This window comes from Pseudomonas sp. 05N433, from assembly GCF_056396925.1.
Genome location: NZ_JBFTML010000034.1, coordinates 1 through 26,265, shown reverse-complemented (window position 1 = coordinate 26,265; position 26,265 = coordinate 1). Strand labels below are relative to the sequence as shown.

At 60.2% G+C, this 26,265-nt stretch carries 20 protein-coding genes and 1 rRNA gene; 4 read left to right on the top strand and 17 right to left on the bottom strand.

Going from position 1 to position 26,265, the window contains the following annotated elements:
* Positions 1-52: 52 nt before the first annotated feature.
* The 7 genes from AC1DIS_RS18430 to mdaB form a co-directional block, all read right to left on the bottom strand.
* Entirely contained in the window at positions 53-1,510 is a 1,458-nt protein-coding gene (locus AC1DIS_RS18430; protein ID WP_477744064.1) for an N-acyl-D-amino-acid deacylase family protein, read from the bottom strand.
* Position 1,511: 1 nt separating this feature from the next.
* Positions 1,512-2,372: a MurR/RpiR family transcriptional regulator gene (locus tag AC1DIS_RS18425; protein WP_477744065.1), complete on the bottom strand. Its 861-nt coding sequence runs from the start codon at positions 2,370-2,372 to the stop codon at positions 1,512-1,514.
* A gap of 15 nt (positions 2,373-2,387) precedes the next feature.
* The gene (locus tag AC1DIS_RS18420) at positions 2,388-3,737 is read right to left on the bottom strand and encodes a GntT/GntP/DsdX family permease (RefSeq protein WP_064616102.1); all 1,350 of its coding nucleotides are present in this window, start codon (positions 3,735-3,737) and stop codon (positions 2,388-2,390) included.
* Between the two features lie 251 nt (positions 3,738-3,988).
* Positions 3,989-4,723, bottom strand: a complete 735-nt coding sequence (locus tag AC1DIS_RS18415) for a hypothetical protein (protein WP_018929427.1) — start codon at positions 4,721-4,723, stop codon at positions 3,989-3,991.
* A 139-nt stretch (positions 4,724-4,862) separates the two neighbouring features.
* Positions 4,863-6,308, bottom strand: coding sequence for a SulP family inorganic anion transporter (locus AC1DIS_RS18410; protein ID WP_477748828.1), 1,446 nt, complete (start codon positions 6,306-6,308; stop codon positions 4,863-4,865).
* A gap of 114 nt (positions 6,309-6,422) precedes the next feature.
* Positions 6,423-7,334, bottom strand: a complete 912-nt coding sequence (locus AC1DIS_RS18405) for a LysR family transcriptional regulator (RefSeq protein ID WP_018929425.1) — start codon at positions 7,332-7,334, stop codon at positions 6,423-6,425.
* A 55-nt stretch (positions 7,335-7,389) separates the two neighbouring features.
* Positions 7,390-7,980, bottom strand: coding sequence for an NADPH:quinone oxidoreductase MdaB (gene mdaB / locus AC1DIS_RS18400; RefSeq protein ID WP_477744066.1), 591 nt, complete (start codon positions 7,978-7,980; stop codon positions 7,390-7,392).
* Between the two features lie 159 nt (positions 7,981-8,139).
* On the opposite strand from mdaB, the gene AC1DIS_RS18395 reads away from it, so the two are divergent.
* Positions 8,140-8,454 carry a putative quinol monooxygenase gene (locus AC1DIS_RS18395; RefSeq protein ID WP_018929423.1) on the top strand — a complete coding sequence of 105 codons (315 nt, stop codon included), beginning with the start codon at positions 8,140-8,142 and terminating at the stop codon, positions 8,452-8,454.
* Here the strand turns inward: AC1DIS_RS18395 and AC1DIS_RS18390 are convergent.
* Positions 8,444-9,208 carry a sulfite exporter TauE/SafE family protein gene (locus tag AC1DIS_RS18390; RefSeq protein ID WP_019651020.1) on the bottom strand — a complete coding sequence of 255 codons (765 nt, stop codon included), beginning with the start codon at positions 9,206-9,208 and terminating at the stop codon, positions 8,444-8,446. The genes AC1DIS_RS18395 and AC1DIS_RS18390 overlap by 11 nt on opposite strands.
* A 94-nt stretch (positions 9,209-9,302) precedes the next feature.
* Between AC1DIS_RS18390 and AC1DIS_RS18385 the strand changes: the two genes are divergently transcribed.
* Both AC1DIS_RS18385 and AC1DIS_RS18380 read left to right on the top strand, forming a co-directional pair.
* Positions 9,303-10,187, top strand: coding sequence for a LysR substrate-binding domain-containing protein (locus AC1DIS_RS18385; RefSeq protein WP_086946400.1), 885 nt, complete (start codon positions 9,303-9,305; stop codon positions 10,185-10,187).
* A gap of 155 nt (positions 10,188-10,342) precedes the next feature.
* Entirely contained in the window at positions 10,343-10,687 is a 345-nt protein-coding gene (locus tag AC1DIS_RS18380; RefSeq protein ID WP_007900627.1) for a cupin domain-containing protein, read from the top strand.
* A 95-nt stretch (positions 10,688-10,782) separates the two neighbouring features.
* Here the strand turns inward: AC1DIS_RS18380 and mmsB are convergent, their stop codons facing one another.
* Complete coding sequence (gene mmsB / locus AC1DIS_RS18375; RefSeq protein ID WP_477781012.1) at positions 10,783-11,670, bottom strand: 3-hydroxyisobutyrate dehydrogenase; 888 nt, start codon at positions 11,668-11,670, stop codon at positions 10,783-10,785.
* 10 nt (positions 11,671-11,680) lie between these two features.
* Positions 11,681-13,198, bottom strand: coding sequence for a CoA-acylating methylmalonate-semialdehyde dehydrogenase (locus AC1DIS_RS18370; RefSeq protein ID WP_086946401.1), 1,518 nt, complete (start codon positions 13,196-13,198; stop codon positions 11,681-11,683).
* Between the two features lie 163 nt (positions 13,199-13,361).
* Between AC1DIS_RS18370 and AC1DIS_RS18365 the strand changes: the two genes are divergently transcribed.
* Positions 13,362-14,309 carry a LysR family transcriptional regulator gene (locus tag AC1DIS_RS18365; protein ID WP_086946402.1) on the top strand — a complete coding sequence of 316 codons (948 nt, stop codon included), beginning with the start codon at positions 13,362-13,364 and terminating at the stop codon, positions 14,307-14,309.
* Here the strand turns inward: AC1DIS_RS18365 and yfiB are convergent.
* The 7 genes from yfiB to rrf all read right to left on the bottom strand — a co-directional run.
* A complete protein-coding gene (gene yfiB, locus AC1DIS_RS18360; RefSeq protein WP_028939937.1) occupies positions 14,306-14,809 on the bottom strand; it encodes an outer membrane lipoprotein YfiB in 504 nt (167 codons plus the stop codon). The genes AC1DIS_RS18365 and yfiB overlap by 4 nt on opposite strands.
* Before the next feature lie 5 nt (positions 14,810-14,814).
* Entirely contained in the window at positions 14,815-16,083 is a 1,269-nt protein-coding gene (gene dgcN, locus AC1DIS_RS18355) for a diguanylate cyclase DgcN/YfiN (protein ID WP_477781011.1), read from the bottom strand.
* A complete protein-coding gene (yfiR, locus tag AC1DIS_RS18350) occupies positions 16,080-16,655 on the bottom strand; it encodes a regulatory sequestration protein YfiR (RefSeq protein WP_018929415.1) in 576 nt (191 codons plus the stop codon). The genes dgcN and yfiR overlap by 4 nt, the downstream gene beginning before the upstream one ends.
* A gap of 117 nt (positions 16,656-16,772) precedes the next feature.
* On the bottom strand, positions 16,773-18,881 hold the full coding sequence (gene recD / locus AC1DIS_RS18345) for an exodeoxyribonuclease V subunit alpha (protein ID WP_477744068.1): 2,109 nt from the start codon (positions 18,879-18,881) through the stop codon (positions 16,773-16,775).
* Positions 18,878-22,567 (bottom strand): exodeoxyribonuclease V subunit beta, encoded by a 3,690-nt coding sequence (recB, locus tag AC1DIS_RS18340; protein WP_192351645.1) that lies wholly within the window; start codon positions 22,565-22,567, stop codon positions 18,878-18,880. Before recB ends, recD begins: the two co-directional genes overlap by 4 nt.
* Entirely contained in the window at positions 22,564-26,016 is a 3,453-nt protein-coding gene (gene recC, locus AC1DIS_RS18335) for an exodeoxyribonuclease V subunit gamma (protein ID WP_477744069.1), read from the bottom strand. Before recC ends, recB begins: the two co-directional genes overlap by 4 nt.
* A gap of 156 nt (positions 26,017-26,172) precedes the next feature.
* Positions 26,173-26,265: ribosomal RNA gene (gene rrf, locus AC1DIS_RS18330) — 5S ribosomal RNA — on the bottom strand; the annotation flags it as partial.

The window sequence follows — 26,265 nt, the reverse complement described above, 5'->3', positions numbered from 1 at the left end:
AAAGATCCTCCGAACGCGGCCCGAACCTTCGGCAGCTTCTACGAAGGCGCGATCAATGAAACCCTCTACGCAAATCCCCCTCCCGCGCCAGAAATCGCCCTTCCCTTCTGCCGTTCGCCTGCCCATCGCGGTAACTCAAGACTCCGTTGATCCACACTCCATCAATCCCTTGCGCCGCCCGTTGCGGATCGTTGAAGTCGGCCACATCGCGAATCGTCGCCGGATCGAACAACACCAGATCCGCCCAATACCCTTCACGAATCTCGCCACGTTCCTTCAAGCCAAAGCGTGCCGCCGACAACCCGGTCATCTTGTACACGGCGGTATGCAGCGGAAACAGGCCGACGTCGCGACTGAAATGTCCGAGCACTCGTGGGAATGCGCCCCACAAGCGTGGATGCGGAAACGGGTCTTCCGGCAAACCGTCGGAGCCGATCATCGACAGCGGATGCGCGAGGATGCTTCGTACATCAGCCTCGTCCATGCCGTAATACACCGCCCCCGCCGGTTGCAGTCGGCGGGCGGCTTCGAGCAGCGCAGTGCCCCACTCGGCAGCAATGTCCATCAGATCCCGCCCCCCCATTTCCGGGTGCGGCGTGGACCAGGTGATGGTGATGCGATGGGCGTCGGTGACTTGCTTGAGGTCCAGCGTCGAAGAACTCGCCGCGTAGGGATAACAATCGCAAGCCACCGGGTGGGTTTTCGCGGCGTGTTCGAGGGACGCCAGCAATTGCGGACTACGGCCCCAGTTACCGGCGCCGGCGCATTTGAGGTGGGAAATGATCACCGGCGACTGTGCGTGGCGTCCGATGCGGAACGCCTCGTCCATGGCCTCCAGCACCGGTTCGAACTCACTGCGTAAATGGGTGGTGTAGACCGCGCCGAATGCCGTCAACTCTTCGGTCAACTGCATCACCTCATCAGTGGATGCCGAGAAGGCGCTGGCGTAGGCCAAGCCTGTGGATAAACCCAAGGCACCGGCCTCAAGGCTATCGCGCAGTTGCTCGCGCATCGCGCTGATTTCAGCGTCGGTCGCGGTGCGATACAGATCGTCCAGGTGATTGCTGCGCAACGCGGTGTGCCCCACCAGCGCAGCTACGTTCAGCGTGGTATTGGCCGCTTCGACGGCGGCGCGATAGTCGCTGAAGCGCGGATACACGAACGCCGCGGCGGTACCGAGCAGGTTCATCGGGTCCGGCGGATCACCGCGCAAACTCACCGGCGACGCGCTGATCCCGCAGTTGCCGACAATCACCGTGGTCACACCCTGGCTGAGTTTGGGCAGCATCTGCGGCTGGCGAATCACCACCGTATCGTCGTGGGTATGYACATCGATGAAACCCGGCGCCAACACTCGGCCAGCGGCCTCGATTTCTTCGATGGCGCGAGCGTTGTGCAAATCGCCGATTCGCTCGATGCGGCCATTCAGAATCGCCACGTCAGCGGGGTAACCGGGGGTGTTGCTGCCGTCGATAATCAGCGCATTGCGGATCAGCGTGTCGTACATCATGTCAGTCTCCCAGCGGCAAGTGATCGTCGCCGCCGCGGTAGTCGTCCAGGGCCAGTTTGATCCGCCGCAGACGTTCTTGATTGTCTTCAGGACTGGCCAGCGCCAGCTCGGTGGCGAGCACATCGATGGCCAACAACATGCCGTAGCGCGCCGCCGTGGGTTTGTAGATGAAGGAAGTCTCGGCGCTTTGCAGCGGCAACAGCACATCGGCCAATTGCGCCAGCGGCGAGTCGGCGCGGGTGATGGCGAGAATTCGTGCGCCGTAGCTGCGCGCCAGCTCCACCGCTTCGAGCAGTTCGGGCGTGATGCCGGTCAGCGAGCAGGCGATGACCGCGTGTTCGGCGCCAAGGCTGGCGGCGGTGACGCGCATCATCACCGGGTCGTGACACACCGCAATCGGGTAGCCGAGGCGCACCAGCCGCACTTGCAGTTCATCGCTGCACAGGGTCGAGCAGCCGCCCATGCCGAAGGCGTGAATCATCCGTGCCTTGCCCAACAGTTTCACCGCATCGGCGAAGCGCGACTCATCGAACGCTGCCAGGTGCTGGCGCAAGGTCGACTCGATATCGCCGACAATCTGCCCGTAGAACGCCGACTGTTCGGGCGTGCCCGCCGGGTCCAAAAAGCGGCTACCGACGCCACTGGCCTGGGCCAGTTGCAGGCGCAAATCCCGCAGGTCGCGGCAACCGACTGTACGGGCGAATCGCGACAGCGTGGCAGTGCTGACTTCCGCCCGCTGCGCCAGCTCATCGAGGCTGGCGGATGAGGCAAATCCTACATCGTCGAGCATCAGCCGAGCGATACGTCCTTCGCCGGCGCTGAAGGATTCCTGACGAGCGCGGATCTGATAGAGGATGTCCATGGCGGATGGCTCCGACTAAAGCAGGTGAGAAAGGCCAACGGTCAGGCCGAAGGCGACCACCGAGATCAGCGTCTCGAGCACTGTCCAGGTCTTGAAGGTCTGGGTGACGGTCATGTTGAAGTATTCCTTGATCAACCAGAAGCCGCCGTCGTTGACGTGGGAAAAGATAACCGACCCCGCCCCCGTCGCCAGCACCAACAGCTCCGGGTGGGGATAACCCAGACCAACGGCCACCGGCGCGACAATCCCTGACGCGGTGGTCATGGCCACGGTGGCAGAACCAGTGGCGATGCGCATCAACGCGGCGAACAGCCAACCCATCAACAGCGGCGACAACTGGAATTCATCGGCCAGGCTGACGATCTGATTGGTGACGCCAGCGTCCACCAGAATTCGGTTCAAGCCACCACCGGCACCGACCAGCAAGGTGATGCTGGCGGTCGGCGCCAGGCATTCATTGGTGAACTTGAGGATCGACTCGCGATTGAAGCCCTGGGCCAGGCCGAGGGTCCAGAAACTCAGCAAGGTCGCCAGCAGCAAGGCGATCACCGAGTTGCCGATRAACAGCAGGAACTGATTGAATCCGCTACCCGGCGTGGAGATCAGGTTGGCCCAGCCGCCGATCAACATCAGCACCACCGGCAACAGAATCGTGGCCATGGTGACACCAAAACCCGGCAGGCTATCGCGCGGCTCACGCTCCAGGAACTGGCGTTCCAGGGGGTTATCGGCCGGCAGTTGAATGCGCGGCACGATGAATTTGGCGTAAAGGGGACCGGCGATAATCGCGGTCGGAATACCGATCAGAATCGCATAGAGCAAGGTCTGCCCCACCGACGCCTGATAGACCTGCACCGCCAGCATCGCCGCCGGGTGTGGCGGTACCAGCGCGTGGACCACCGAAAGCCCCGCAACCATCGGCAAACCGACCATCAGAATCGACACGCCCACCCGCCGCGCCACGGTGAATGCGATGGGCACCAGCAAGACAAAACCGACCTCGAAGAACAGCGGCAGCCCTACAAGAAAGGCGATACACACCATCGCCCAGTGGGCATTTTTCTCGCCGAAACGGTCGATCAAGGTGCGCGCCACCTGCTCCGCACCGCCGGACTCGGCCATCATCTTGCCGAGCATCGTGCCCAGCGCCACCACCAGCGCAATGTGCCCCAACGTCTTGCCAACCCCGGCCTCATACGCCCCCACCACACCCGACGGCGGCATCCCTGCCAACAGCGCCAGGCCGATGGACACCAGGGTGATCACAATGAAGGGATTGATCCGGTAACGGGCGATCAGAACGATCAGCGCAATGATGGCGATGGCGGCGTAAACCAACAGCCAATAGCCGAAGGAAAGCGTCATGCGGTACTCCTCGAAAGGGTCACGTCGAATGGGTTGTGAAACTCATAAATCATTTCGACGGGCTACTTTCAAACGAAGTGAAAGTAATTTTCGTGGAGGGGTAAGGGATGTCGTGCAGAGGTATGGGAGATCGCGGGTTATGAAAATCGGATAGCGGAATTTTCATCCCTCTGCGTGAGAACAATCAGCGTAGAGGGATGATAGTTCCACTATCGAGGCAGGCTTGACTCTGCTGTATCGAGATCAAGTCATCAGAGATTGCGCGATAGCGCCCTGCGTACGCTATCACTGTTCAGCGCAGGGCTTTCAGTCTCGGCAGGGGATTGCGTCGGTGCAGGACTTTCGGCCTGGAAAGAGATTTCAGCCTGGTCCGAGCTTTCGACTTGAACAGGGCTTGGCGCCTGTTCGCGACTGGCGACTCGATTGTCCAGGGTCTCGATGTAGGCGTTCAAATCTCTAATCAGCAGTTTCTTGCGCTGGGCGCCCCGATACCACGCGTAGAAAAAATAGCCCGCCGCCGCCAGGAAGCCTAGCCCGGCCGTAGCAAGACCGGCGATGCACAATCCAAGCACGATCAGCACTGTCTTCCAGTTAAAGGGCGACAGCTCCAGTTCGGTATTCAGTGCACTCGCGTCACGCAGCACCCAGCGCTTGGACGCTGTGTGGTTCTGCAAAATGGTGTGCAGAGGCGAACCATCCTTTTTCAAGGCACTGATCAAAGAGATTTCCTGACCTGTGCGCAAAGGAATGTCCATGCCGCGCAGCTTTACATCGTGCTCGATACCGTCCGGCGTTTTGACCCAGATCTCATGATTGATAATTGAAACAGAACTGATGCGCACAGGCGTCACATCACCGTCGTTACCGTTCACCTGAACGCCGCCCGTGGATGTCACACGGGTCTCGCTGATTTTTTCGCTGCTCACCACTTCACCGCTCAAGACAGTGAAAGAAACGGTTTTATCGCCATGGGTAAAGTTGTGCATTTCGATTCCTTGATAGACCCACGTCGATCGACGCGCAGGAGAAAGATCCGTATGCAGCGGATGCTACTAAGTAGCCATCACACTGTCCATAATTCGCCACCACTCGTGACACAGAGCACAGGAACGACCCCCATCGATGTCAGTCGTGATGCTCGCTGGCGCGTTTGAGCAGTTTCTTGCAGCGATCGGACAAGTGCAGCACGCGTAGCTGCTTGCCAGCCTTGGTGTAGCGCTCGCGCAATGTCTTCAACGCGGCGATGGCCGAGTAATCAACGAAGCTCAAGTGGCGACAGTCGACAGTGACCACAGACGGATCATTGGCGGGATCGAACTGGTTGAGAAAAGGCGTCGTCGAGGCGAAGAACAACATGCCGTGCAGGAGGTAGAGCTTGCTGCCGTCGGCTTCTACGTGACTGTCGGCATACAGCTCGCGAGCGTGTTGCCAGGCAAAGTTGAGCGCCGCAATGATGATCCCGCACAACACAGCGATGGCCAGATCGGTGAACACGGTAATCACCGTGACCGCGATGATCACCAAGACATCGTTCAGCGGCACCTTGTTCAGTACCCGCAATGAAGCCCAGGCGAACGTCTGCTGCGACACCACAAACATCACCCCAACCAATGCGGCCAGCGGAATGCGCTCGATCAGCGGCGAAAGGAACAGCACAAACAGCAGGATCATCCCCCCGGCCACCGCACCGGACAGCCGACCGCGACCGCCGGAGCTGAGGTTGATCACGGTTTGCCCGATCATCGCGCAGCCACCCATGCCGCCGAACACACCAGAAACCATGTTGGCAGCGCCCAAGGCCACGCACTCGCGATCCGGATAGCCGCGGCTCTCGGTGATCTCGTCGGTGAGGTTCAGGGTCAGCAGGGTTTCCAGCAAGCCGACCACCGCCATCAATATCGCGTAAGGGACGATGATGCGCAGGGTTTCCGGGCTCCAGGGGATGTCTGGCAGCGCAAAACCCGGCAAGCCACCGGCAATGTGCGCCATGTCGCCCAGGGTACGGGTCGGCAGGCCGAGCAGGTAAACCGCCAGCCCAACGCCCAAAATCGCCACCAGCGCCGGCGGCACGGCACGCGTCAGGCGCGGCATCAGGTAAACGATGGCCATCGTCAGCGCCACCAGCCCGATCATCATGTACAGCGGCGCCCCACTCAACCAGGCCTCACCGCTCTTGAAGTGCTCCAACTGGGCCAGCGCAATGACAATCGCCAGGCCGTTGACGAAGCCGAGCATCACCGGATGCGGCACCATGCGCACCAGCTTGCCCAGCCTCAACAGACCAAACGCCAACATGATCAGCCCGCCCAGCAACACCGTCGCCAGCAAGTACTGGACACCGTGCTGCACCACCAGCGCGACGATCACCACCGCCATCGAGCCAGCGGCACCAGACACCATCCCCGGCCGTCCGCCGAAGAGCGCAGTCAGGGTGCAGATGATGAAAGCGCCGTAAAGCCCCATCAATGGATTGAGGTGGGCCACCAGCGCGAAAGCGATACATTCGGGGAGCAGGGCGAAAGAGGTGGTGAGTCCGGCCAGGACATCGGCGCGCAGACGTTTGGGTTTCATGGCTTACCTAAAAATACAGGCGGGAAAAGAGGGACGCGGATGTTACGGAATTGACGGCGGGCGGGCCAGTGAATGGGTGGCCTGCTCGCAATGAACGATCACGCGACCTGCGAATCAGCCCCTGAAATCGGCAATCGCATAAGCCGCCAATTTGCCCTGGATGAAGTCCAGAAAGCACTGGATCCGTAGGGCCAGTTGCGAGTTGCGGTAGTACACCGCGTTGATGGGTTGGCGATATCCGCTGTTGAACTCCGCCAGCAACACCTGCAAGCGACCGGCGCGGATGTCGTCGATGGTCATGAAGTGCGACAGGCAGGCAATGCCTTGACCGGCCAGCGCCAGGTGCCTGATCGTCTCGCCACTCGACGCACTGATCGACGCTTGAATCGGCCAGCGGTCACCATGGACATAGCGCAGTGGCCATTGGTTGAGACCTTCGTTATGGGTAAAACCCAGCAGCGTGTGCTCGCTCAAATCCTCGACAGCGCTCGGTACGCCGTGTTGTTCCAGATACGCTGTGCTTGCGACGATGTGCAGCGGGCTGCAACCCAGGGAGCGGGCGTGCAGGGTCGAGTCGGCCAGCGTGCCGATGCGAATGGCGATGTCGGTGCTTTGTTCGAGCAGGTCGATGATCAAATCGTTGCTGTTGAGTTCGAGCTGGATGTCCGGGTAGAGACGGCGGAACTCATCGATGTACGGCACGATGGCGTGCAGCATGAACGGCGACGCGGCGTTGATCCGCAGTCGCCCGGACGGGGTTTGCTGGCGAGAGGACAGACGCTCTTCGAGCTCGTCCATCTGATCGAGAATCAGCTTGGCGTGCTCGAAGAAATATTTGCCCTCTTCGGTCAGGTCCATGCGCCGGGTGGTGCGATTGATCAGCGTGGTATCGAGCTTGGCCTCCAGCCGCGACAGCGTGCGGCTGACCGCCGACGGCGTTTGCCCGACTTGCTCAGCCGCAGCCGAAATCGACCCGCACTCAATCACGCAGACGAAAATCTGCAACTCATCGGATCTGGCTTTCACGTGTGTCCCTTATCGATAGTCCTGCACTGCTTCAGATATCGATAGTAGCCGAGCGTCATGCCTTAAGGCCAAACACCTCGGTCAAGTGCTGCTCATAACGCGCCACATCCGCTTCGATATTCGGGCGCTTCATCACATCGACGCACAAAAAGGTCGGCAGACCGGTCATGCCGAGGAAGGTATTGGCCTTGTGGAACGGCAGATACACCGCGTCCACGCCCTTGGCTTCGAAGAAGTCGGTCGAGTCGTCGAAGGCTTGCTGCGGGGCGTTCCAGGTCACCGAAAGCATGTACTTTTTACCGTGCAACAAGCCGCCGCTGCCGTACTTCTGCGACGCGTCGGAGCGCGTGCGGCCGTCGTTGGCGTAGAGGCTGCCGTGGCCTGCAGTGAAGACTTCATCGACGTACTTCTTGACCGTCCAGGGCGCGCCCATCCACCAGCCGGGCATCTGATAAATGATCACATCGGCCCAGAGGAACTTGGCGACTTCCTCGGCGACGTCGTAGCCCTCGTCGATGAACGTGGTTTTCACATCCACACCACCGCGATCCAGCACGCTCAACGCTGCTTCATGCAGCGTCGTGTTGTAGCGACCATCGGAGTGGGCAAATTTTTTGCCGCCATTGAGCAACAGGACTTTTTTCATGAGAAATCTCGCAAGGTTGGAATCGATGGCGGCAGCCTAACGATCAGCCTCGCGCGGAATAAGCGCTCCATCCGCAAAATTCATTTGACCTATACGCACGAATCAACAAGCGATTGTTGCCATAAACTTGCGCCGATTCTGACTGTTTAGGAGATTCTGATGAGCGAACTGCAAGGCTTCATCCTGCACGCCAAGACCCGCCCGGAAAAAGCCGAGGCCTTCGAAGCGTTCTTCCGTGCCTATGTCGAACCGAGTCGCGCCGAACCCGGTTGCATCGAGTACCACATGCTGCGCGACAAGCAGGACCCGACGCTGTTTATCTTCTACGAGATCTGGCAATCCCAGGCCCATCTGGACGTGCACTCGAACCTGCCCCATATGAAGCAGTTCCTCGACATGCGCATGGAATATCTGGAGCAGGATTTCGATATCCGCCCGATCGAGATGCTCAGCACATCGTCCGCTAGCCGCTGATCAGCAAGTGGCCGCCGAGCACGCCGAGGCCGATGAAGAACACGCGCTTGAACAACACGGCGCTGATCCGCTGGCGCAGCCATTGCCCCAGCAACATGCCGAGCACCGCCGGGATCAGCGCCAGCAGCGACGCGCTCAACTCGCCACCGCCGAGGGCGCCGCGCCATGACAGGCCGGCGGCCAACGCGAGAGTCGAGACAGTGAACGACAGGCCTAGCGCCTGCACCAGTTCATCCTTGTTCAAGCCCAGCGCTTGCAAATAAGGCACCGCCGGAATCACGAAGACACCGGTGGCCGAGGTGATGACGCCCGTCAGCACACCGCAGAGCGGACCGAGCCAACGCTCGGTGCGACCGCCGACGCGCAAGGTCGGCAGGAACAACCCGCTCAAGGCGTAGATCAACAGCGCCGCCCCCAGCCCCCGTACCACCCAATGTCCACCGGCCATGCCGATCCACACTGTGCCAGCACCAGTGCCGATGAAAATCGCCAGCAGCATCGGCCATAACCGGTTGAGCAACCCGCGCAAATGACCGCCGAAGGCCAGTTGCCAGACGTTGGTCAGCGTCGCGGGAATGATCAACAACGCCGCAGCCTGCGACGGTGCCATAGCCAGGCCGAGCAGGCCCATGGCAATGGTCGGCAGACCAAGGCCGATCACACCTTTGATCATCCCAGCCAGCAGGAAAGTGGCGACAATCAATAGGGACAGGGCCAAGCCCAGATGTTGATAGAACGCGGCAAGTGTATTCATGGGGCTATCGTGGGCCCTGAAGGGTGCCTTGAAAATCTGCCATATACTGAGGCTGCCTCTTGCTCTACAAGAGGCAAATGATCCGGGACACTGTATGCACTTCGACCTCACCGACCTGCGCCTCTACTTGAATATCCTCGACACCGGCAACATCACCGCCGGTGCCGCCCGCAGCCATTTGTCGCTGGCGGCGGCGAGTGCACGAATCCGCGCGATGGAAGCGTCACTGGGCATCGAGTTTCTTGAGCGAGGTCGTCGCGGTGTCAGCCCCACTCCGGCCGGCAAGGCACTGGCGCAGCACGCTCGAGTCCTGCTGCAACAGGCCGAGCGCATGCAGCAGGAGCTGGTCGAATACGCCAAAGGCGTCAAAGGCCAGGTGCGGTTGCTGTGCAATACCACTGCGATCACCGAGTACCTGCCGGAGTTGCTGGCGGACTTTCTGCGCGACCATCCGAACCTCGACATCGACCTGCAGGAGCTGCCCAGCACACGCATCACCCACGCCTTGCGCCAGGGCGCAGCAGACCTGGGGATCGTGTCCGACGCCGTGGATACCGACGGCCTGCAAACCCGCTATTTCCGCGACGATCCGCTGGTGCTGATCCTGCCGCGTGATCACCCCTTGGCCGACACCGGACCGCTAAATTTCAGCGCCACTTTGCACCACGACTACGTCGGCCTGAACGCCAACAGCGCCTTGGCCATTTACCTGGAAGAACAGGCCCTGCACAGCGGCTTGCGGATGCAGGTCCGCATCCGCGCCGATGGTTTCGAGGGCGTGATGCGCATGGTCGCCCGGGGAGCCGGGCTGGCGATCGTGCCCTTGGCGGCGGTCGAACGCTGGCCGGCTGAAACGCCGTTCAAAAGCGTCGTACTGGAAGAGCCGTGGGCTCGCCGCAAACTGTTGCTGTGCGCCCGGGACTTCACCGTACTGCCCCGTTATGCCCAGGCCTTGCTGAGCGCCTTGACTCTGCCCTGAGGGGCAGGTTTTTGCCCGCCGGAAAATCTTTGAGCGTTTGCGCGTTTCTGGACAGCTCGATGTCGAATACAGACAACTGAGCGGAGCATGGGCGCTATAGGGTGCGACTTCAGTTCTTCAGTACCACTTTCTATATTCCAAGGCCCGGAGTCCACATGACCGCACCGATTACCGTTCTTCGCGACACTCACCCGTTGCCCGTACTCGACGCCTGCAAATGGGAAAAGCTCGAAGGCGATCCGCACACCGTCAACCTCAACGCGTACACCAGCGAAGATGGCAGCAAGATCATGGGCACCTGGATCTGCACGCCGGGCAAGTGGTATGTGGAATACGTGAAGTGGGAATACTGCCACTTCCAGGAAGGCTACTGCATCATCACCCCGGAAGGCATGGCGCCGATCCACCTGCGCGCCGGTGATATCTTCGTCATCGAACCGGGGATGAAAGGCACATGGGAAGTGGTTGAAACCGTGCGCAAGTATTTCGTGTTTGCCTGATGCAAAAAACCGAGAGACCACCCGACGTGGTCTCTCGGTAAAAAGGCATGCATGAATCCTGTGGCGAGGGAGCTTGCTCCCTCACCACAATCCCCTTATTGGGGTTTGCGATAGCTGTTGATGATCGCCGAGAAGTCCTTGCCCCCTTCCCCACGCAGGCTCATCGCCTGATACAACTGCTGGGCCACCGCGCCGAGCACGACCGGTTGGTGCGCCTGACGTGCCGCCTCAGTGGCCAGCCCCAGATCCTTGAGCATCAGTTCAGCACCGAAACCGCCGGTATAACCGCGCGAGGCCGGCGCCGTTTCGACGATGCCCGGCCACGGGTTGTACATCTCCGAACTCCAGCAACGCCCAGTTGAACTGTTGATGACGCCCGCCAGCACGGTTGTGTCGATACCCAGGGCGCTGCCCAGCGCCATGGCTTCGCTGACAYCAACCATGGAAATCCCCAGCAGCAGGTTGTTGCAGATCTTGGCGATTTGCCCGGTGCCGACTTCGCCGCAGTGGACGATGTTGCGGCCCATCTGCGCCAGCACCGGTTGCAGAGTGGCGAACAGTTCAGGCGTGGCGCCGACCATGAAGGTCAGCGTCCCGGCCGCTGCACCGCCAGTGCCACCGGAAACCGGGGCATCGGCCATGGCCACGTCCTGCTTTGCGGCCGCCGCGGCAACATCTCGCGCCGTCTGCGGATCGATGGTGCTGCAATCCACCGCTGGCACGCCTTTGGCGATTCCCGCCAGCACACCGTCTTCACCCAGCCAGACACTGCGCACATGGGCCGCTGCCGGCAACATGGTGATCACCAGTTGCGCGTCTTTCGACGCTTCCTTCGGTGAAGTGCTGATGGTGCCGCCGAGTTGAGCCAGTTCGGCCAGCACGGTTTGATTGAGGTCAAACAGGTTCAGCGAATGGCCGGCCTTGATCAGGTTGCGCGCCATCGGCGCGCCCATGTTGCCGAGACCGATAAAAGCGATTTTCATGTCCGGCTCCTTAGCGCAAGTGGATGGTGGTGTTCACACCGTGGTTGATGCTGTCGTCATCGAACCAACGTGCAGTGACGGTCTTGGTTTGAGTGTAGAACTGCACCACTTGCTTGCCATACGGACCGAGGTCGCCGAGCTTCGAACCACGGGAACCGGTGAAGCTGAAGAACGGTACCGGCACCGGGATCGGGATGTTGATGCCGACCTGGCCAACGTCGATTTCCGACTGGAATTTACGCGCCGCCGCACCGCTCTGGGTGAACAGACCCGTGCCGTTGCCGAACGGGTTGGCGTTGACCAAGGCGATGGCCTCATCGAGGGTATCGACTTCCAGCACCACCAGCACCGGGCCAAAGATTTCCTGGGTGTAGATCTGCATCTCAGGGGTTACGCCAGAGAACAGGGTCGGGCCGACAAAGTTGCCCTGTTCGTAGCCCGGAACAGTGATGTCGCGACCGTCCAGCTCCAGCTTGGCGCCTTCCTTGATCCCGCTTTCGATCAGCTCGAGAATCCGTGCCTTGGCCCGCTTGGAAATCACCGGACCAACATCGGTGCCTGGCTCGCTGCCGGCATTGACCTTGAGTTTCTGCGCCAGCGCCTTGAGATCCGGCAGCCATTGTTTGGCCGCGCCCACCAGCACCACCACCGAGGTGGCCATGCAGCGTTGCCCGGCCGCACCGAAACCGGCGCCGACCAGTGCATTGAGCGCTTGCTCGCGGTTGGCATCGGGCAGCACAACGGCGTGGTTCTTGGCCCCCATCATCGATTGCACGCGCTTGCCGTGTTTACCGGCCAACTCGTAGACATGCGTGCCGACCGCGGTCGAACCGACGAACGAAACAGCCTTGATGTCCTTGTGGGTGCAAAGCGCATCGACCACATCCTTGCCACCATGAACGACGTTGAGCACACCCGGCGGAATGCCGGCTTCAATCGCCAGCTCCACCAACAGCATGGTCGACATCGGATCCTGCTCGGAAGGCTTGAGCACGAAGGTGTTGCCGCAGGCGATGGCCATCGGGAACATCCACAGCGGAATCATCGCCGGGAAGTTGAACGGGGTAATGCCGGCGCAGACGCCGATCGGCTGACGCAGGGTGTAGGTGTCGACACCGCCTGCGACGTTCTCGGCGAACTCGCCCATTTGCAGGCTGCCAATGGAACAGGCGTGTTCGACCACTTCCAGGCCACGGAAGATATCGCCCTCAGCGTCGGCGATGGTTTTACCCTGCTCATTGCTGAGTACCACGGCAATACGCTTGGAGTGCTCGCGAATCAGCGCCTGAAGCTTGAGCATGATGCGCATCCGCGCGCCGACTGGCGTCAGCTTCCAGGTCTGAAAGGCGCGATGAGCGGCGCTGATGGCGGCATCGACTTCAGCAGCGGTCGCGAAAGGGACTTTGGCCAGCACTTGCTGGGTCGCCGGATTGACGATGTCGTGCCATTCGGTGGTCTGGGATTCGACCCACTCGCCATCGATCAATAACTTGATCTTTTGTACGGTGGTTTCTAGCGATGCGTTCATGTCGGGTCTCCGGGACGTTGTTCTTATTTAGAGAGCTATCTTGGGAGCCAAGGCGAGAAAGTCGCCTTGAGATGAGGCGTGTGTCGCGATTTGGTTGTCGGACTGTTTTTGGAGTATAGATGTGCAAACTTCTAATAAGAACGCACATAAAAGCCGGTCCATCATGCAAAAAAACATCACGTCTTTAGGCTCGTTGAACTGGGATGACCTCAAGTTTTTCCTTGAAGTTGCCCGTACTCGCAAGGCCAGCACTGCGGCCAAGCGCCTGGCGGTGGACTACACCACTGTGTCGCGACGCATCAGTTCGCTGGAGGCCTCGTTGGGTACGCTGTTGTTCGAGAAGTCCCGCACCAACGGCTTCGTCCTGACCGCTGAAGGCCAGCGCCTGCTGGGTTACGCCGAATCGATCGAAAGCACTCTGCACATGGCTTGCGAGCAGGTCTCGGGCTCAGGCGTCGCGTTGTCCGGGCATGTGCGCATGGGCTGTACCGAAGGGTTCGGCAGCTTTTTCATCACCCCGCAGCTGAGCCATTTCGTCGACGCCTACCCGGCGATCTCGGTGGACATCCTGCCGCTGCCGCACTTCATCAGCCTGTCCAAGCGCGAGGCAGACATCGTCATTGCGCTGGAGCGGCCGGAACACGGCCCTTATGTCTGCTGCAAACTCTGTGACTATCGATTGCAGCTGTACGCGACCCAGGATTATCTGGACAAGCACTCACCGATCCGCCGCCCGGCAGATTTGAGCAAGCATCAATTCATCAGTTATGTGGACGATCTGGCGTTCAGCTCGGAGCTGCTGTACCTGGCGAATGTGCTGCCCGGTGCCAGTGCCAATCTGCGCAGCACCAGTGTGATCGCGCAGTTCGTGGCGGCGCAGCAAGGACGGTCACTGGCGATTCTGCCGTGCTTTTTAGCGGCTCAGGATCCGCGATTGCTGCCGGTGTTACCACAAGAGATCACCATCACCCGGCAGTTCTGGATGTACTGCCGGGAGGACCTGCGCAAGCTCAAGCGGATTACCTTGTTGTGGGATTACATCCGTACCGTCACCGAGCAGAATCAGGCGCTGTTGATGGGGGAAAGTCGGGAGATGGTGTTCGCCGATTAATCGGCACTCACCACGATCGACACCCGGCGGTTCTCGGTGCGCCCGGCCGCGGTGGCGTTGGAGGCGACGGGCTTGCTGCTGCCCAGGCCGCGTAGCTGGATGTTTTGTTCTTTTATGCCGACAGCGGCCAATACCGCTTCAACGCTTTTCGCGCGACGCAGGGAAAGTTGTTCGTTATAGGATTCCTCGCCCGAGGCATCGGTATGGCCGTCAATCCTCACCCGCTCGATTCCCACGCCCAACAACGCCTTGCCAATGCGTTCGACGATCTGGGTACTGGCGGGGTTGAGGTGTTCGACATCGCTACCGAACAGCACTTTGCCGGACAGGCCGAAGGCCCAGCCCTCATCCGTCATCTCGAAACCTTGTTGCTTGAGTACAGCGATCTGCGCCGGGGTCAGTCCTTTCTGCGGTGTCGTCTGGCAACCGGTCAATGCCAGCAAGGTCATGAATAAGCTAATCGTAAAAAATCGCAGAGAACGCTGAGTGAATGTGAACACAAAAATTAGCTCCTGGTTTGAAGATGGACGACAGAGTGCTCCGACCCTGCCGTGTGGTGAGCGCCTCGGGAAAGGCGTTTGGCCTGATACATCGCGGTATCTGCAGCATCGAGCAGCGCACCGGGCGTAAGCCCATTATCCGGGTACACGGCGATGCCGATGCTGAGTGAAGTCAACACCTGGGTACCGCCCGGCAACAGGATTGGCGCGTCCATACTGGCAATGATTTTGTCGGCAATCCGTTCGGCGTCTTCTATCTTGTGCAGCGGCGTCAACAGCACGGCAAACTCATCGCCGCCCAGACGCGCAACCAGATCCTCTTCACGCAACTGCGCACGAACCCGGGTCGCCACGGCGATCAGCACCGCATCACCGGCAGCGTGACCGAAGTTGTCGTTGATCTCCTTGAACCGGTCGCTGTCGAGAAACAGTACGGCCACTCCCTCATCCAGCTTGCCCGCATTGCGCAAGGCGCGCATCAGGCGGCCTTCGAAAAACGCCCGATTCGGCAACCCGGTAAGGCTGTCATGGCTGGCCTGGTGGGCCAGGGTTTCGTTTTCGCTTTGCAGATGGGTCTGCCAGGACTCGAGCTCGTCGAGCAAAGCATTGAAGTCGTTGCCCAGGTTGTCGAGTTCGGCAATGTCGGCGGGCGGTACGCGCCGGTCGAAAGCACGCTCGCTACGGGCGGCGTGAGCCACGGCAGCCAGGCTGCGCAACGGGCCAGTGATTCCTCGCAATTGCCGACGCGCCAGATAAAGCGCTACCCAGGCACTGACAGCGGTACACAAGACGATTCCCACCAGACCGCTGAGCAAAAAGCGCATCAGGCTGCCGCCGTGACCGATGAGCAAGATGCTGCCGATTYCCCGACCTTGATGAGTAATCGGCATGCTGATGGGTTTTTCCAGAATCGTTCGGGCGATCTGCATTTCAAGATCGGAGAGCCACCCCGTTTCCGGTCGTTGCCAACGTGCGAGCAACTCGCCTTGCTCGTCCATCACTTGTGCATCAGCCACTTCTTCAGTGGAGGCGATCAATGCCAGCGCTTCGGTGGCGGCGGCCTTGTCGTTGAACACCACCGCGGCTTCCACGGTGTAGTTGATCGAACGGGCAATCAGATGCAGGTTGTGATCGGCATAGACCCGCAAAGCCAGAACACCCAGCAGGGTCAGTGAAACACTGGCCATGGCCACACCCACCAGGGCGACGATCAAATGTCCACGGCCGATAACCGACCCCAGGGTCGGGCGTATGCGAGGTTTGAATAGACTCATGGCGCCGCCGGCTTGCGGCGCGACAGTTGCAGCACACTGGGGTGAATGCGTACACCGCTGCGGGCGACCGAGTCGAGGTTGACCTCGAAGGACACCTGCTCATCACCGACCCGCAGACAGAACAGACTGCCGACAGTGCATTGATCGCCGCCTTCGCTGATGCTCACCACCGGGCGTCCCGTCAACGAGGCGAATAGCCGACTGCGTTCATCGCCGGTCAGCTTGCCGATGTACACCGCATCGCATTCACTGGCGATGACCGGATTATCGGCCAGCAACCGTCGTACAGTAACCGGTCGACCCGTGGCTTGTGTGGTGCCTTTGACCAGGTCGTCGGTGTATTCAGTGGGGCCGACCACGCACAGGCGCAGTTGTTGGGGCTCAACAGGCCATCGGGCATAACTGAGGATCCCGAGTACTACCTGAGTGACCGACCTGGCACGTTGGTCGGCTTTGCTCACGATAGTTTCCGACTCAGCACAGGCAACGCCCGTCAACAAACAGAGGAGGCCGGCAAGCAGCACTTGTTTGCAGCCAACGACGCGCCCTGTCGCCCAGACAGCCAACTTCATGCAGGAATTCTCTACGATCGCAACAAAATGATGCCGCAACGATAGCACAGCACCGAAACACCAGCGAGGCGACGCACCATGGCACATCGGACAGACTCCTGCGGCTGGCACCGCCCCTCAATGGCTCGGCCAGGCACCCTCTTCCAGCTCCAGCATTAACCCGCTCAAGCGCTTGACCTTGCGCCGCACGGCCTCTTCGAATACGCCGGCTCGAGGCTCAATCAGGGTGAACCAGTCTTTGGCCCGGGTTATCCCGGTATAGATCAGTTCCTTGGTAAGCACAGGATTCAAAGCATCCGGCAGAATCAACGCCGTATGGGCAAATTCCGAGCCTTGGGATTTGTGCACGGTCATGGCATACACCGTGTCGACATCGTTGAGTCGGCTTGGCAGGACAAAGCGCACACCGCCCTGCCCGTCATTACGCGGGAAGGCCACACGCAGCACGTGCCGCCCGGCCTCCGGGCCTTCACGCTCCGGCAGCTTGAGGGCAATGCCAATGTCACCGTTCATCAAACCCAGGCCATAGTCGTTGCGGGTCATCAGCACGGGCCGACCTTCGTACCACTGATGGTCGCTGTCGATCAGCCGTGCCTTGAGCAGCGCGTCGGTCACGCGCTGATTCAAACCTTCCACGCCCCAAGGCCCTTTGCGTACAGCACACAACAGCTGGAAAGCGTCGAAGGCTTGTAGCACCACGCGAGCCCAATCAGCCCAGCATGGATCGTCGAGCGGGCGGTCGAGCGGTGGTCGCTGGCTGCGCAAAAGACTCAGGTAATGCCGATAACCTTGCGGTCCCCCGCCATGGCCTTCGAGCAACAAGCGCTCCAGCGCCCGGTCCTGCTCACCCTTTAGAGGCAGGGAAAATACGTCGTCATGACTTGCAGCGGCCAATAACTTGCGCGCGTCCTCGGGATGCTGTTGGTTAACCCAACGGGCCAACTGACCAATGCCGCTACCCTCGCCGAAGCGCCGTGAGTGGCGCAGCATCACGACTTGCTGGGCCAGTGGATGCGCGCCCTGGGTGTCTTCCCGCAAACCGCTGGCATCGAGGCGCTCACCGCTGACCGCCTCCAGCCACTGGCGGGTCTGCGGGCTGTACCAACCGGCTTCGGCATCACGACACAGATCGCCCAGTACGGCACCGGCCTCTACCGACGCCAGTTGGTCCTTGTCACCGAGCAGCACCAGACGGGCATGGGGCGGCAACGCATCGAGCAGGTTGGCCATCATTTCCAGGTCGATCATCGAGGCTTCGTCCACCACCAATACATCCAGCGGCAAGCGATTACCCGCGTGGTGACGGAAATGCCGGGTACCGGGACGACTGCCGAGCAAACGGTGCACGGTGGTCACATCCGACGGGATCTTCTCGCGCACCGTTTCAGGCACTTTCAGGGTTTGAACCTGCTGGCTGATGGACTCGGTCAATCGTGCGGCAGCTTTGCCGGTGGGTGCCGCGAGACGAATACGCAGCGGCTTACCGGCCTCCGCTGCGGGTGCCTGGAGCAACGCAAGCAAGCGCACAACCGTGGTGGTCTTGCCGGTTCCCGGGCCGCCGGTGACGATGCTGAATGCACTTCGAGTAGCCAGGGCACACGCGAGCCTCTGCCAGTCGATCACTTCATCAGACCTGGCTGGACCGAACAGAGCGGTCAGGCGTTGGGGCAAATCACCCGGCGTTGCTTCGTGTGCCGCCAGGCGCTGGCGCAGCGCGAGGTCGATGCGCCGTTCGTAAGCCCAGTAGCGGCGCAGGTACAGGCGCTTGCCCGACAGCACCAACGGCCGGTGTTGCGCAGCCTCACGCCCATCGACGGCCAGAGCCACCAGACGACTGGACGCCAGGACCTTGCACCAATGGGCACCGTCCAGCGCCTCAAGCAATTGCGACGGCAGCAACATCGCCCCGCTTTGCACATCACCTTCCGGCGGCAGCGACAAGGCAAAATCCGGCTCTTTCAGTGTTTCGAACAGATCCAGGCAGACATGACCGTGACCCAGTTGGTGACTGATCAACGCGGCGGCCAGCAGCACCAGCGGATCATCGTCGGGAGCGAGCTCGTGGAGAAACGCGACGAAGGCCTTGTCCAGCGCCCGCAGCCAGCCGCGTTCGACCCAGCGCGTGAGCAGCAGCAACAAGTCATCTGCGCGGCTCAACGGGGCCAGGTCCGCCAGACTTTCGGCCGCCAACGGCGTAGGCAGCAAATCGGCGAAAGTGCGACTCATAGCAATACTCCCTGTTCCCAGGCGGGTTCGGCCTTGGGCTCTGGCTTGCCCTGGAACAACCGGTCCAGGCGCTCGATCAGCTCCCGTGGCGGACGGGCAAAATACACACCTTGGCTGGCCGCTCGAGTACCGCGAAGAAACAGATACAACGCTCCACCGACATGTCGGTCGTAATCGTAATCGACCAGCCGAGCCTTAAGCTGGCGATGCAGGGCGAGCAGGTACAGTACGTATTGCAGGTCGTAACGGTTATCGAGAATCGACTGCTCCATGGCCTGCTCGGTATAGGCCGCGTCATCGACGCCCAGCCAGTTGGATTTGTAGTCAGCGACGTAGTAACGGCCTTCATGCTCGAACGTCAGGTCGATGAAGCCTTTGAACATGCCATTGAGCAGCACCGGTTCGGCAGCCACCCGGGCCACGCCGTGATGGGTGTATTGGCGCACCAGCTCATCGAGCTTGAGCACATCGACTTTATGACTGGCGAACCAGAACTCCATCTCGACCCGGTATTGAGACAGTTGCTCGAACACCACCGGCGCCTGCCCGCCACCGATGTGCAACGGGGATTTGAGCAAGTGCTGCAGCCAGCCGCTCAATGTGGTGATCCAGCCTTCCCAGCCACGGCGGTTGCAGCGACGGGCGATCGCGTCTTCCACGGTTTGCGGTGCAGCGGCAAAACCTTCGTCACCGGCCCATTCGAGCAATCCATGAAGAAAAGTGCCGGGGTTCGGCCCACGAGGGAATCGATGGATATCAGCGCCGCCGGCGGCGACTTCTCGTGGCGCTTCGGGATCAAGGCGTTCGTCATCAAAGAGCTTTTGTGCTTGCGCGCTCTCCGGTGCCTCGTCACTGCCCACGCTCAAACTGTCACCAATGCGTAAGGCACTGTAAGAGGCGATCCACCAGTTTTCGCTGGCCTTGCGCCTGGGTATCAGCGGGGCAAGCAAGGTCGCTTCATTGCGTGGCGGATGATAATGCTCGGCGGTCGCGTCAGGCATTTCACCGTAGCTCAGCGCCGCGCAGTCTTGCTGCAGGTCTTCCAGCCAACGACGCAGCCCTGCCGACTCAGCCAATGGCGCACCACCGCCCAGCAGATAGCCCAACGCCGAAAGGTGCAGGACCGAGCCATTGTTATTACCGCGTTTGAGATCAGTCACACCCAGCCAGCACGCATGTTGTGCCCGGGTCAGGGCCACATAGAGCAAACGAAGGTCTTCAGCCAAACGTTCATCGTCGGCTTGGGCGATCAACTCGGCTGTCGGCTTCAAGCTCACCTGTGCCTTACCCGTGGCATCGTGGTAATACAAYGGCAGACGACTGCCATCCACCGGTTTTGCCGAGCAGATGAACGGCAGAAACACCAACGGATATTCAAGCCCTTTGGATTTGTGGATGGTCACGACCTTGACCAGTTGCTCGTCGCTTTCCAGGCGCAGGATCTGTTCTTCGCCAGCCTGACCAGACAACGCCAGATGCTCGGACAAATGACGGATCAGAGCTTGCTCGCCATCGAGTTCAGCGGCGGCCTGCTGCAGCAACTCGGACAAGTGCAGCAGGTTGGTCAATATCCGCTCACCATCGCTGCGCGCGATCAACGCCTGGGGCAGCTGAAAATCATGTAGCAATCGCCGCAACATGGGCAGAACGCCCTGTTTGCGCCAGAGCTCGCGGTAACCGCGGAACTGCATGACCCGTGCTTCCCAGGCCAGTTCGTCCTGATTCAGTCGCTCCAGTTCAGCCAGTGAAAGGTTCAGCGTGATGCAGGCCAGCGCGGCACGCAGGGGACGTTCGACATCCGGCTCGGCACAGGCCTTGAGCCACGTCAGCAGATCATGGGCCTCCTGCGCGGCGAATACCGAGTCCTTGTCTGACAGGTAAACACTGCGCACACCGCGAGCGGAAAGTTCGCCGCGCACGGCCTGGGCCTCTTTGCCGTCGCGCACCAGAATCGCGATATCCGCCGGCAGCAGGCCTCTGAGACCCTTACCATCCTGTATGAAGCCCGCACGCCCCTGCTGACCGCCATTGAGCAACGCAGTGATCTCACTGGCGCAGGCGGCGGCCAATTGTTGTCGATACACCACGCCAGACAGTGGCTGGTCAGAGGACAAATGCCAGATGTTCAGGGCAGGCACAACCTGCCCCTCAATGTGCAGGACTTCTTTGCGCCCTTGGGACTCCACGGGCAGAAACGGTACCGGGTTCTCGCCACTCTTCTCCCGGAACAGGAACGCGCCGCGCCCCTGCTCGCGAGATTCTGCGCGCTGGAACACATGGTTCACCGCGTTGACCATGCCATGACTGGAACGGAAATTTGTGCCCAGGGTATGCAGGCGGCCAGTGGTGGCTTGCCGGGCGCGCAGATAGGTATAGATATCGGCACCGCGAAAGGCATAAATCGCCTGCTTCGGGTCGCCGATCAGGAACAGGCCGGATTCAGGGTTGTTGTCTTCGATGCGATAAATGCTCTCGAAGATTCGGTACTGCACCGGGTCGGTGTCCTGAAACTCGTCGATCAGCGCAACCGGGAACTGTTCGCGGATCAAGGTCGCCAGACGCTCACCGCCATCGGACTGCAACGCTGCATCGAGACGCAGCAGCATGTCATCGAAACCCATTTCCGCGCGACGACGCTTTTCTTCCTCGAACCTAGCACCGACCCAGTGGGCGGCATGTTGCAGCACGGCGGCATCGGGGGTCGGCAAGCCATCGAGACTGGCCTTGAGGCCGGGCATCGCATCGAGACCGGGATGACGGGGAGCTTCACCTTTCCAGGCTTCAGCCATGCCATCGGGAGTCAGGCGAGTGAAGCCGGTGCCAATGTCCAGTTGCTCCAGAGATTCGTCTTCGGCCCAGGCCCGGAGCTTTTCGAACCAGGGTTCGAAGTAGCGCGCCTGCATCTTGCGACCATCGACGCTTTTGCTCGCGACGCCCTGATGACAGATGGCAAGCAGCTCATCGGCCCATTGGCGCCAGGGCATCTTGAGCTCGAGCAACGCGGCCCGTCGTTCCTCCAGGCACTCGGCGATCAACTCGGCAGGTTCTTTACCTTCAACGCTGTCACGCTCGCTGGCGAACAACCCACGCACTCGCGGCAACAACGCTGCCGGCCCCCCCCAGTTGCCGCGAACCCAATTCAGCGCATCGCCTTGCATCGGATAGCAGAACAGTCGCCAGTAGTCGCGCAGGACTTCGCCAAGCAAATCACTGTGATCGGTTTCCAGGGTCTGGGTGAACAGGCTGCCACTGTCGAATGCATGTTCGCGCAGCATGCGCTGGCACCAACTGTGGATGGTCGATACCGCGGCTTCATCCATCCACTGGGCGGCGATGTCCAGACGGTTTGCACAGCCTGGCCACTGTTCGGGGAGGTATTGCTCGCGCAACTCGGCAATCAGGCCATCCGGTGCCGGTGTCTCATCGCGGAAAAAACGCGCAGCTTCAGCCAGTCGCGTACGAATACGTTCGCGCAGTTCTTTGGTCGCGGCATCGGTGAAGGTCACCACGAGGATTTGCGGCGGCAGCAATTCACGACCAAAACCACTCGACTCGTCGCCATGACCAAGGACCAGACGCAAGTACAGCGCAGAAATGGTGAAGGTCTTGCCCGTCCCGGCGCTGGCTTCGATCAGTTGGCTTCCACGCAGGGGGAATGCCAGGGCCAGCGGTGTTTTCGTGGTCATGAGCGCGCCTCCTCGCTGGTCAATGAACGCCAGGGAGCCTCAAGCAGCGGCCGATACAAAGCGTCGCACCAATCGGGGAAGGTCTCGTCGGCAATCAAAACATCGTAGTCGGCGTATTGCCGAGCGAGTGCCGGGCTTTCGCGGCGCTCACCATCAGTGGTCTGGCCATCGCCTTCATAGGCCTTGCGGGCAGCGGCGTCAGCCTTGACCGGATCGGTTTGAGCCAGCCAGGCGAAGGCTGTTTTTACGGCAATCGGCAACGGCTGGCGCATGCCCGTTTGCCAGGCCAGCAACAGATTACCCAAGGCATCAAGTGCTGCATCCTTCGCCAACGGAGCCAGTAACAGACTGTCGTCGCTGGCCACCAACGCGGTGGTCATCGACATCCCGCTGGCACAGGCAACCAGGTGATTGATCCATGGTCGTGTCAGACGATGCCATTTGCGTGTCTTGAGCGAGCCGATGCTGTTGGGAATCGTGGTGACCGATAGCAAACCACCGTCCGCACGTTGATGCAGGCCACTGAGCCAGCCCTCCAGACGCAGCCCATGCAGTTCCAGACTCACGGGCAACGCGCTGGCAAGTGGGGAAGGCCATAACGCCAGAAGCTGTTGATAGCGCTGCAACAGATCCGGCAACGGCTCGATCAACTCTCGCTGCAGACATTCGCCGAAACCGGCCATGGGCAAGAGCCCGCTGTTCTGCAGACGTTTCGCCTGTGCTTCCAGTACCTGATCGATTTGGTCCAATTGCCCGAGCGCTGCTTCGAGCAAGCTGTCGCTGAGGCTATAGCGTTGCAGCGCGTCGAGTACAAATGGCTCTTCATCCGCCAAAGGCGCTTCGGCAGCCTCGAAGAACACTTTGAGTCGCTGACTGAAGAAATGCCGTACCGGATTGCGCAGAAAATCCTGCAACTGACCCAGGCTCAGCGGCTCGTCCTGAATATAGGGCTCAAGAACCTCGATGGCAGGCGTCAAACCGCTGGACTGATGAAGTACCTGCCACTCGCTGGCGTAGCTGAACAAATCATCGCCTTCATGGAAGTAGCGTGCACTGAAGGGTTGCAGCGGATGTTCCTGAGTCATGGACTCAAGCAGATCAGCCTTGTCATCGTGCAATCGCCAACCGCTGGCGAGATGATCACGTAGTTGTCCTATCAATACCGAAGCCGGGCGCTCACTGTTGTCCCGAATACTGCGGCCGACCCAGCTGATATAGAGTTGGTCCCGCGCCGACAACAAGGCTTCCAGCAACAGATAGCGGTCATCTTCACGCCGGGAACGATCGCCGGGCCGGTAGTCGCTGCCCATCAGGTCGAAGTCCAGTGGCGGCTGCGCGCGAGGGTAATCGCCGTCATTCATACCCAGCAGGCAGACCAGTTTGAACGGGATCGCTCGCATGGGCATCAGGGTACAGAAGTTGACGGCACCGGCGAGAAAGCGCTGAGACAAGCGACCTTGGTCGAGGCCAGCCAGCCAGGCTTCTCGGACTACGGTCAGTGGTAACTCGTCCTGCAAGCCTACTGACTCGCAGGTCTCAAGCCAGGTCTCGCGCAACTCTTCGAGTTGAGCCAATAAATAGTCGTCATGTTCGTTACTGGCCTGGAAGAACAACTGCACCAGTGCTTGCAAGCGGATGCCCCAGAGTTTGGGCGACGCAGGTTGGGTGAGCTCCTGCTGGGCAATCTCCAGTGCATCCAGCAGTGCGACCAAAGGACCTATGAGCGCAGCATCCAGGCCACCGATCTCGTCGTAGGGTTCAATACCCTCGCAGGCACTGGCACTGCCCACGGCATAACCAAGCAACATCCGTCGCAAGCCGAAACGCCAACTGTTTTGCTCCAGTTCTTCTGGCAGGCCCAGACCCGCACGCTGCTCGGCATTCATCCCCCAACGGATACCTGCGCCTTCGATCCAGCGGTGCAAAGTCGGCAGGTCACGTTCCTCTACGCCAAAGCGAGCGCGTAATGCCGGAACGTCCAGCAGATCGAGAATTTCGCTGACGGGGAAACGACTGTCGGGCAGCTTGAGCAGATGCTCGACAGCGATCAGTAGCGGGTCCCTGCCGCGCTGGCCTTGGTCCGCGAGCGTGAAGGGAATGAAGCGTGGGTCGTGCCGATCAAGCTGACCAAAGACAGCGCGGATGTGGGGGGCGTAACTGTCGATGTCTGGAACCATCACGATCACGTCGCGAGGCCTTAAGTCTGGATCAGCACTGAATCGTGCGAGCAGCTGATCGTGGAGAATCTCCACTTCGCGTTGAGCGCTATGGGCGATGTGAAAACGGATCGATTCGTCCTTTGTCAGATCGACTGCAGGCCAACTCTCGCGAGTTTCGTTCAGGGGGCGCAATTCCAGGATGTCGTCCTGCAACTGATTGAGCATGCTCTGAGGCTGGTTATCGCTGAAAAGGTCGATGCGCCCATCGCGAAATGCCGAGCGATAGCTGTTGGGATCGTCGTAACTGTCGAGCAGATTGATGTAGTCCCGCCCCTGCTTGCCCCACGCCGCCAATAGCGGGTGGGCATGTTGATGGAGCGTTTGCGGATCAAGCACAACCGGCATGCCACGCTTGCGAGCCTGGCGTTTGTATTGATGCCGCAACAGGTCTTTATCGGCGACGATGTCCGCCCAATGGTGGCGACATGGGTTGTGTACGCACAGCAAGACCTGACTGAATCGAGCCAGCCCGGCAAGTGCTTCCAAGGCTTGAGCTGGCAGTGAAGAAATCCCGAAAACAATCACCCTGGAAGGCAATCCACTGGGCGCGCTGTCGAGACTATTGATACGCTCGATAAAGCGTTGGTGGACACCCGCACGGCTTTGCGCCATGCCTTGTGCACCGACATCCAGCAACAGCGCACGCCACAGCTCTGCTTGCCAGCAGTTGGCCGGAGTCAGGGCTTTGGCTTCGCCTCTGCCATTTCGTAATTGGTGACGGCCTTCTGCCCAGTCTTCGAGCCAGTCCGCCCTGTACACCTGATATTGGTCGAATAGATCGGCCAGCCGCTCCGCCAATTGATAGCGTTTGCGTAAGTCGGTGTCATTCGTAAGGAAGCGCTGCAGGGGTTCGAAGTGCGGTTGGTTGATCAACTGTGGCAGCAGACGCATCAGGCGCCAAGTCAGCGGGGCTTTATCGAGCAGGGACTTGGCCGGGATTTCGTCACGTCCCAGCACCATGCGATAGAGCTGCCACATGAAGCTGCCTGGCAACTGCACATCGATGGCGGCAGCGATTCCGCAGCCGCCCATGTCGTCATCTTCTGGGTCCTCGGCCAGTGCCAGCTTCAGCCATTGGGCGATGCCGTTGCTCTGCACCAGGGCAATTTCATTTTCCAAGGGAGCCAGCGGGTAGCGCCGCATCCAACTGACCACCAGGCTGCGCAGCTCGTCCAGGCGGTTGCCGTGAACCACCATAAAACCAGCACTGAGGGACGTAGCGTCCGGCATAAAGGCTTCCTTGGGAAAATACAAAAGCTAGGGCCGAACCTTAGCACTGTCGGCAGACCGTGACAGCCGGGACCGTTCCGATGTTGCTGTACGAACTTTCCTGCGGRCAAAACAAAACCCCTACCTGCATACGCAGATAGGGGTTTCGGAATTTAATCTTGACGATGACCTACTCTCACATGGGGAAACCCCACACTACCATCGGCGATGCATCGTTTCACTTCTGAGTTCGGGATGGGATCAGGTGGT

What these genes read in the sequence shown, in the direction of transcription:
- AC1DIS_RS18425 (WP_477744065.1), bottom strand. Translation starts at nt 2,372, where the DNA reads ATGGACATCCTCTATCAGATCCGCGCTCGTCAGGAATCCTTCAGCGCC.
- AC1DIS_RS18415 (WP_018929427.1), bottom strand. Translation starts at nt 4,723, where the DNA reads ATGCACAACTTTACCCATGGCGATAAAACCGTTTCTTTCACTGTCTTG.
- AC1DIS_RS18410 (WP_477748828.1), bottom strand. Translation starts at nt 6,308, where the DNA reads ATGAAACCCAAACGTCTGCGCGCCGATGTCCTGGCCGGACTCACCACC.
- mdaB (WP_477744066.1), bottom strand. Translation starts at nt 7,980, where the DNA reads ATGAAAAAAGTCCTGTTGCTCAATGGCGGCAAAAAATTTGCCCACTCC.
- AC1DIS_RS18395 (WP_018929423.1), top strand. Translation starts at nt 8,140, where the DNA reads ATGAGCGAACTGCAAGGCTTCATCCTGCACGCCAAGACCCGCCCGGAA.
- AC1DIS_RS18390 (WP_019651020.1), bottom strand. Translation starts at nt 9,208, where the DNA reads ATGAATACACTTGCCGCGTTCTATCAACATCTGGGCTTGGCCCTGTCC.
- AC1DIS_RS18385 (WP_086946400.1), top strand. Translation starts at nt 9,303, where the DNA reads ATGCACTTCGACCTCACCGACCTGCGCCTCTACTTGAATATCCTCGAC.
- AC1DIS_RS18380 (WP_007900627.1), top strand. Translation starts at nt 10,343, where the DNA reads ATGACCGCACCGATTACCGTTCTTCGCGACACTCACCCGTTGCCCGTA.
- AC1DIS_RS18370 (WP_086946401.1), bottom strand. Translation starts at nt 13,198, where the DNA reads ATGAACGCATCGCTAGAAACCACCGTACAAAAGATCAAGTTATTGATC.
- AC1DIS_RS18365 (WP_086946402.1), top strand. Translation starts at nt 13,362, where the DNA reads ATGCAAAAAAACATCACGTCTTTAGGCTCGTTGAACTGGGATGACCTC.
- yfiR (WP_018929415.1), bottom strand. Translation starts at nt 16,655, where the DNA reads ATGAAGTTGGCTGTCTGGGCGACAGGGCGCGTCGTTGGCTGCAAACAA.
- recD (WP_477744068.1), bottom strand. Translation starts at nt 18,881, where the DNA reads ATGAGTCGCACTTTCGCCGATTTGCTGCCTACGCCGTTGGCGGCCGAA.
- recC (WP_477744069.1), bottom strand. Translation starts at nt 26,016, where the DNA reads ATGCCGGACGCTACGTCCCTCAGTGCTGGTTTTATGGTGGTTCACGGC.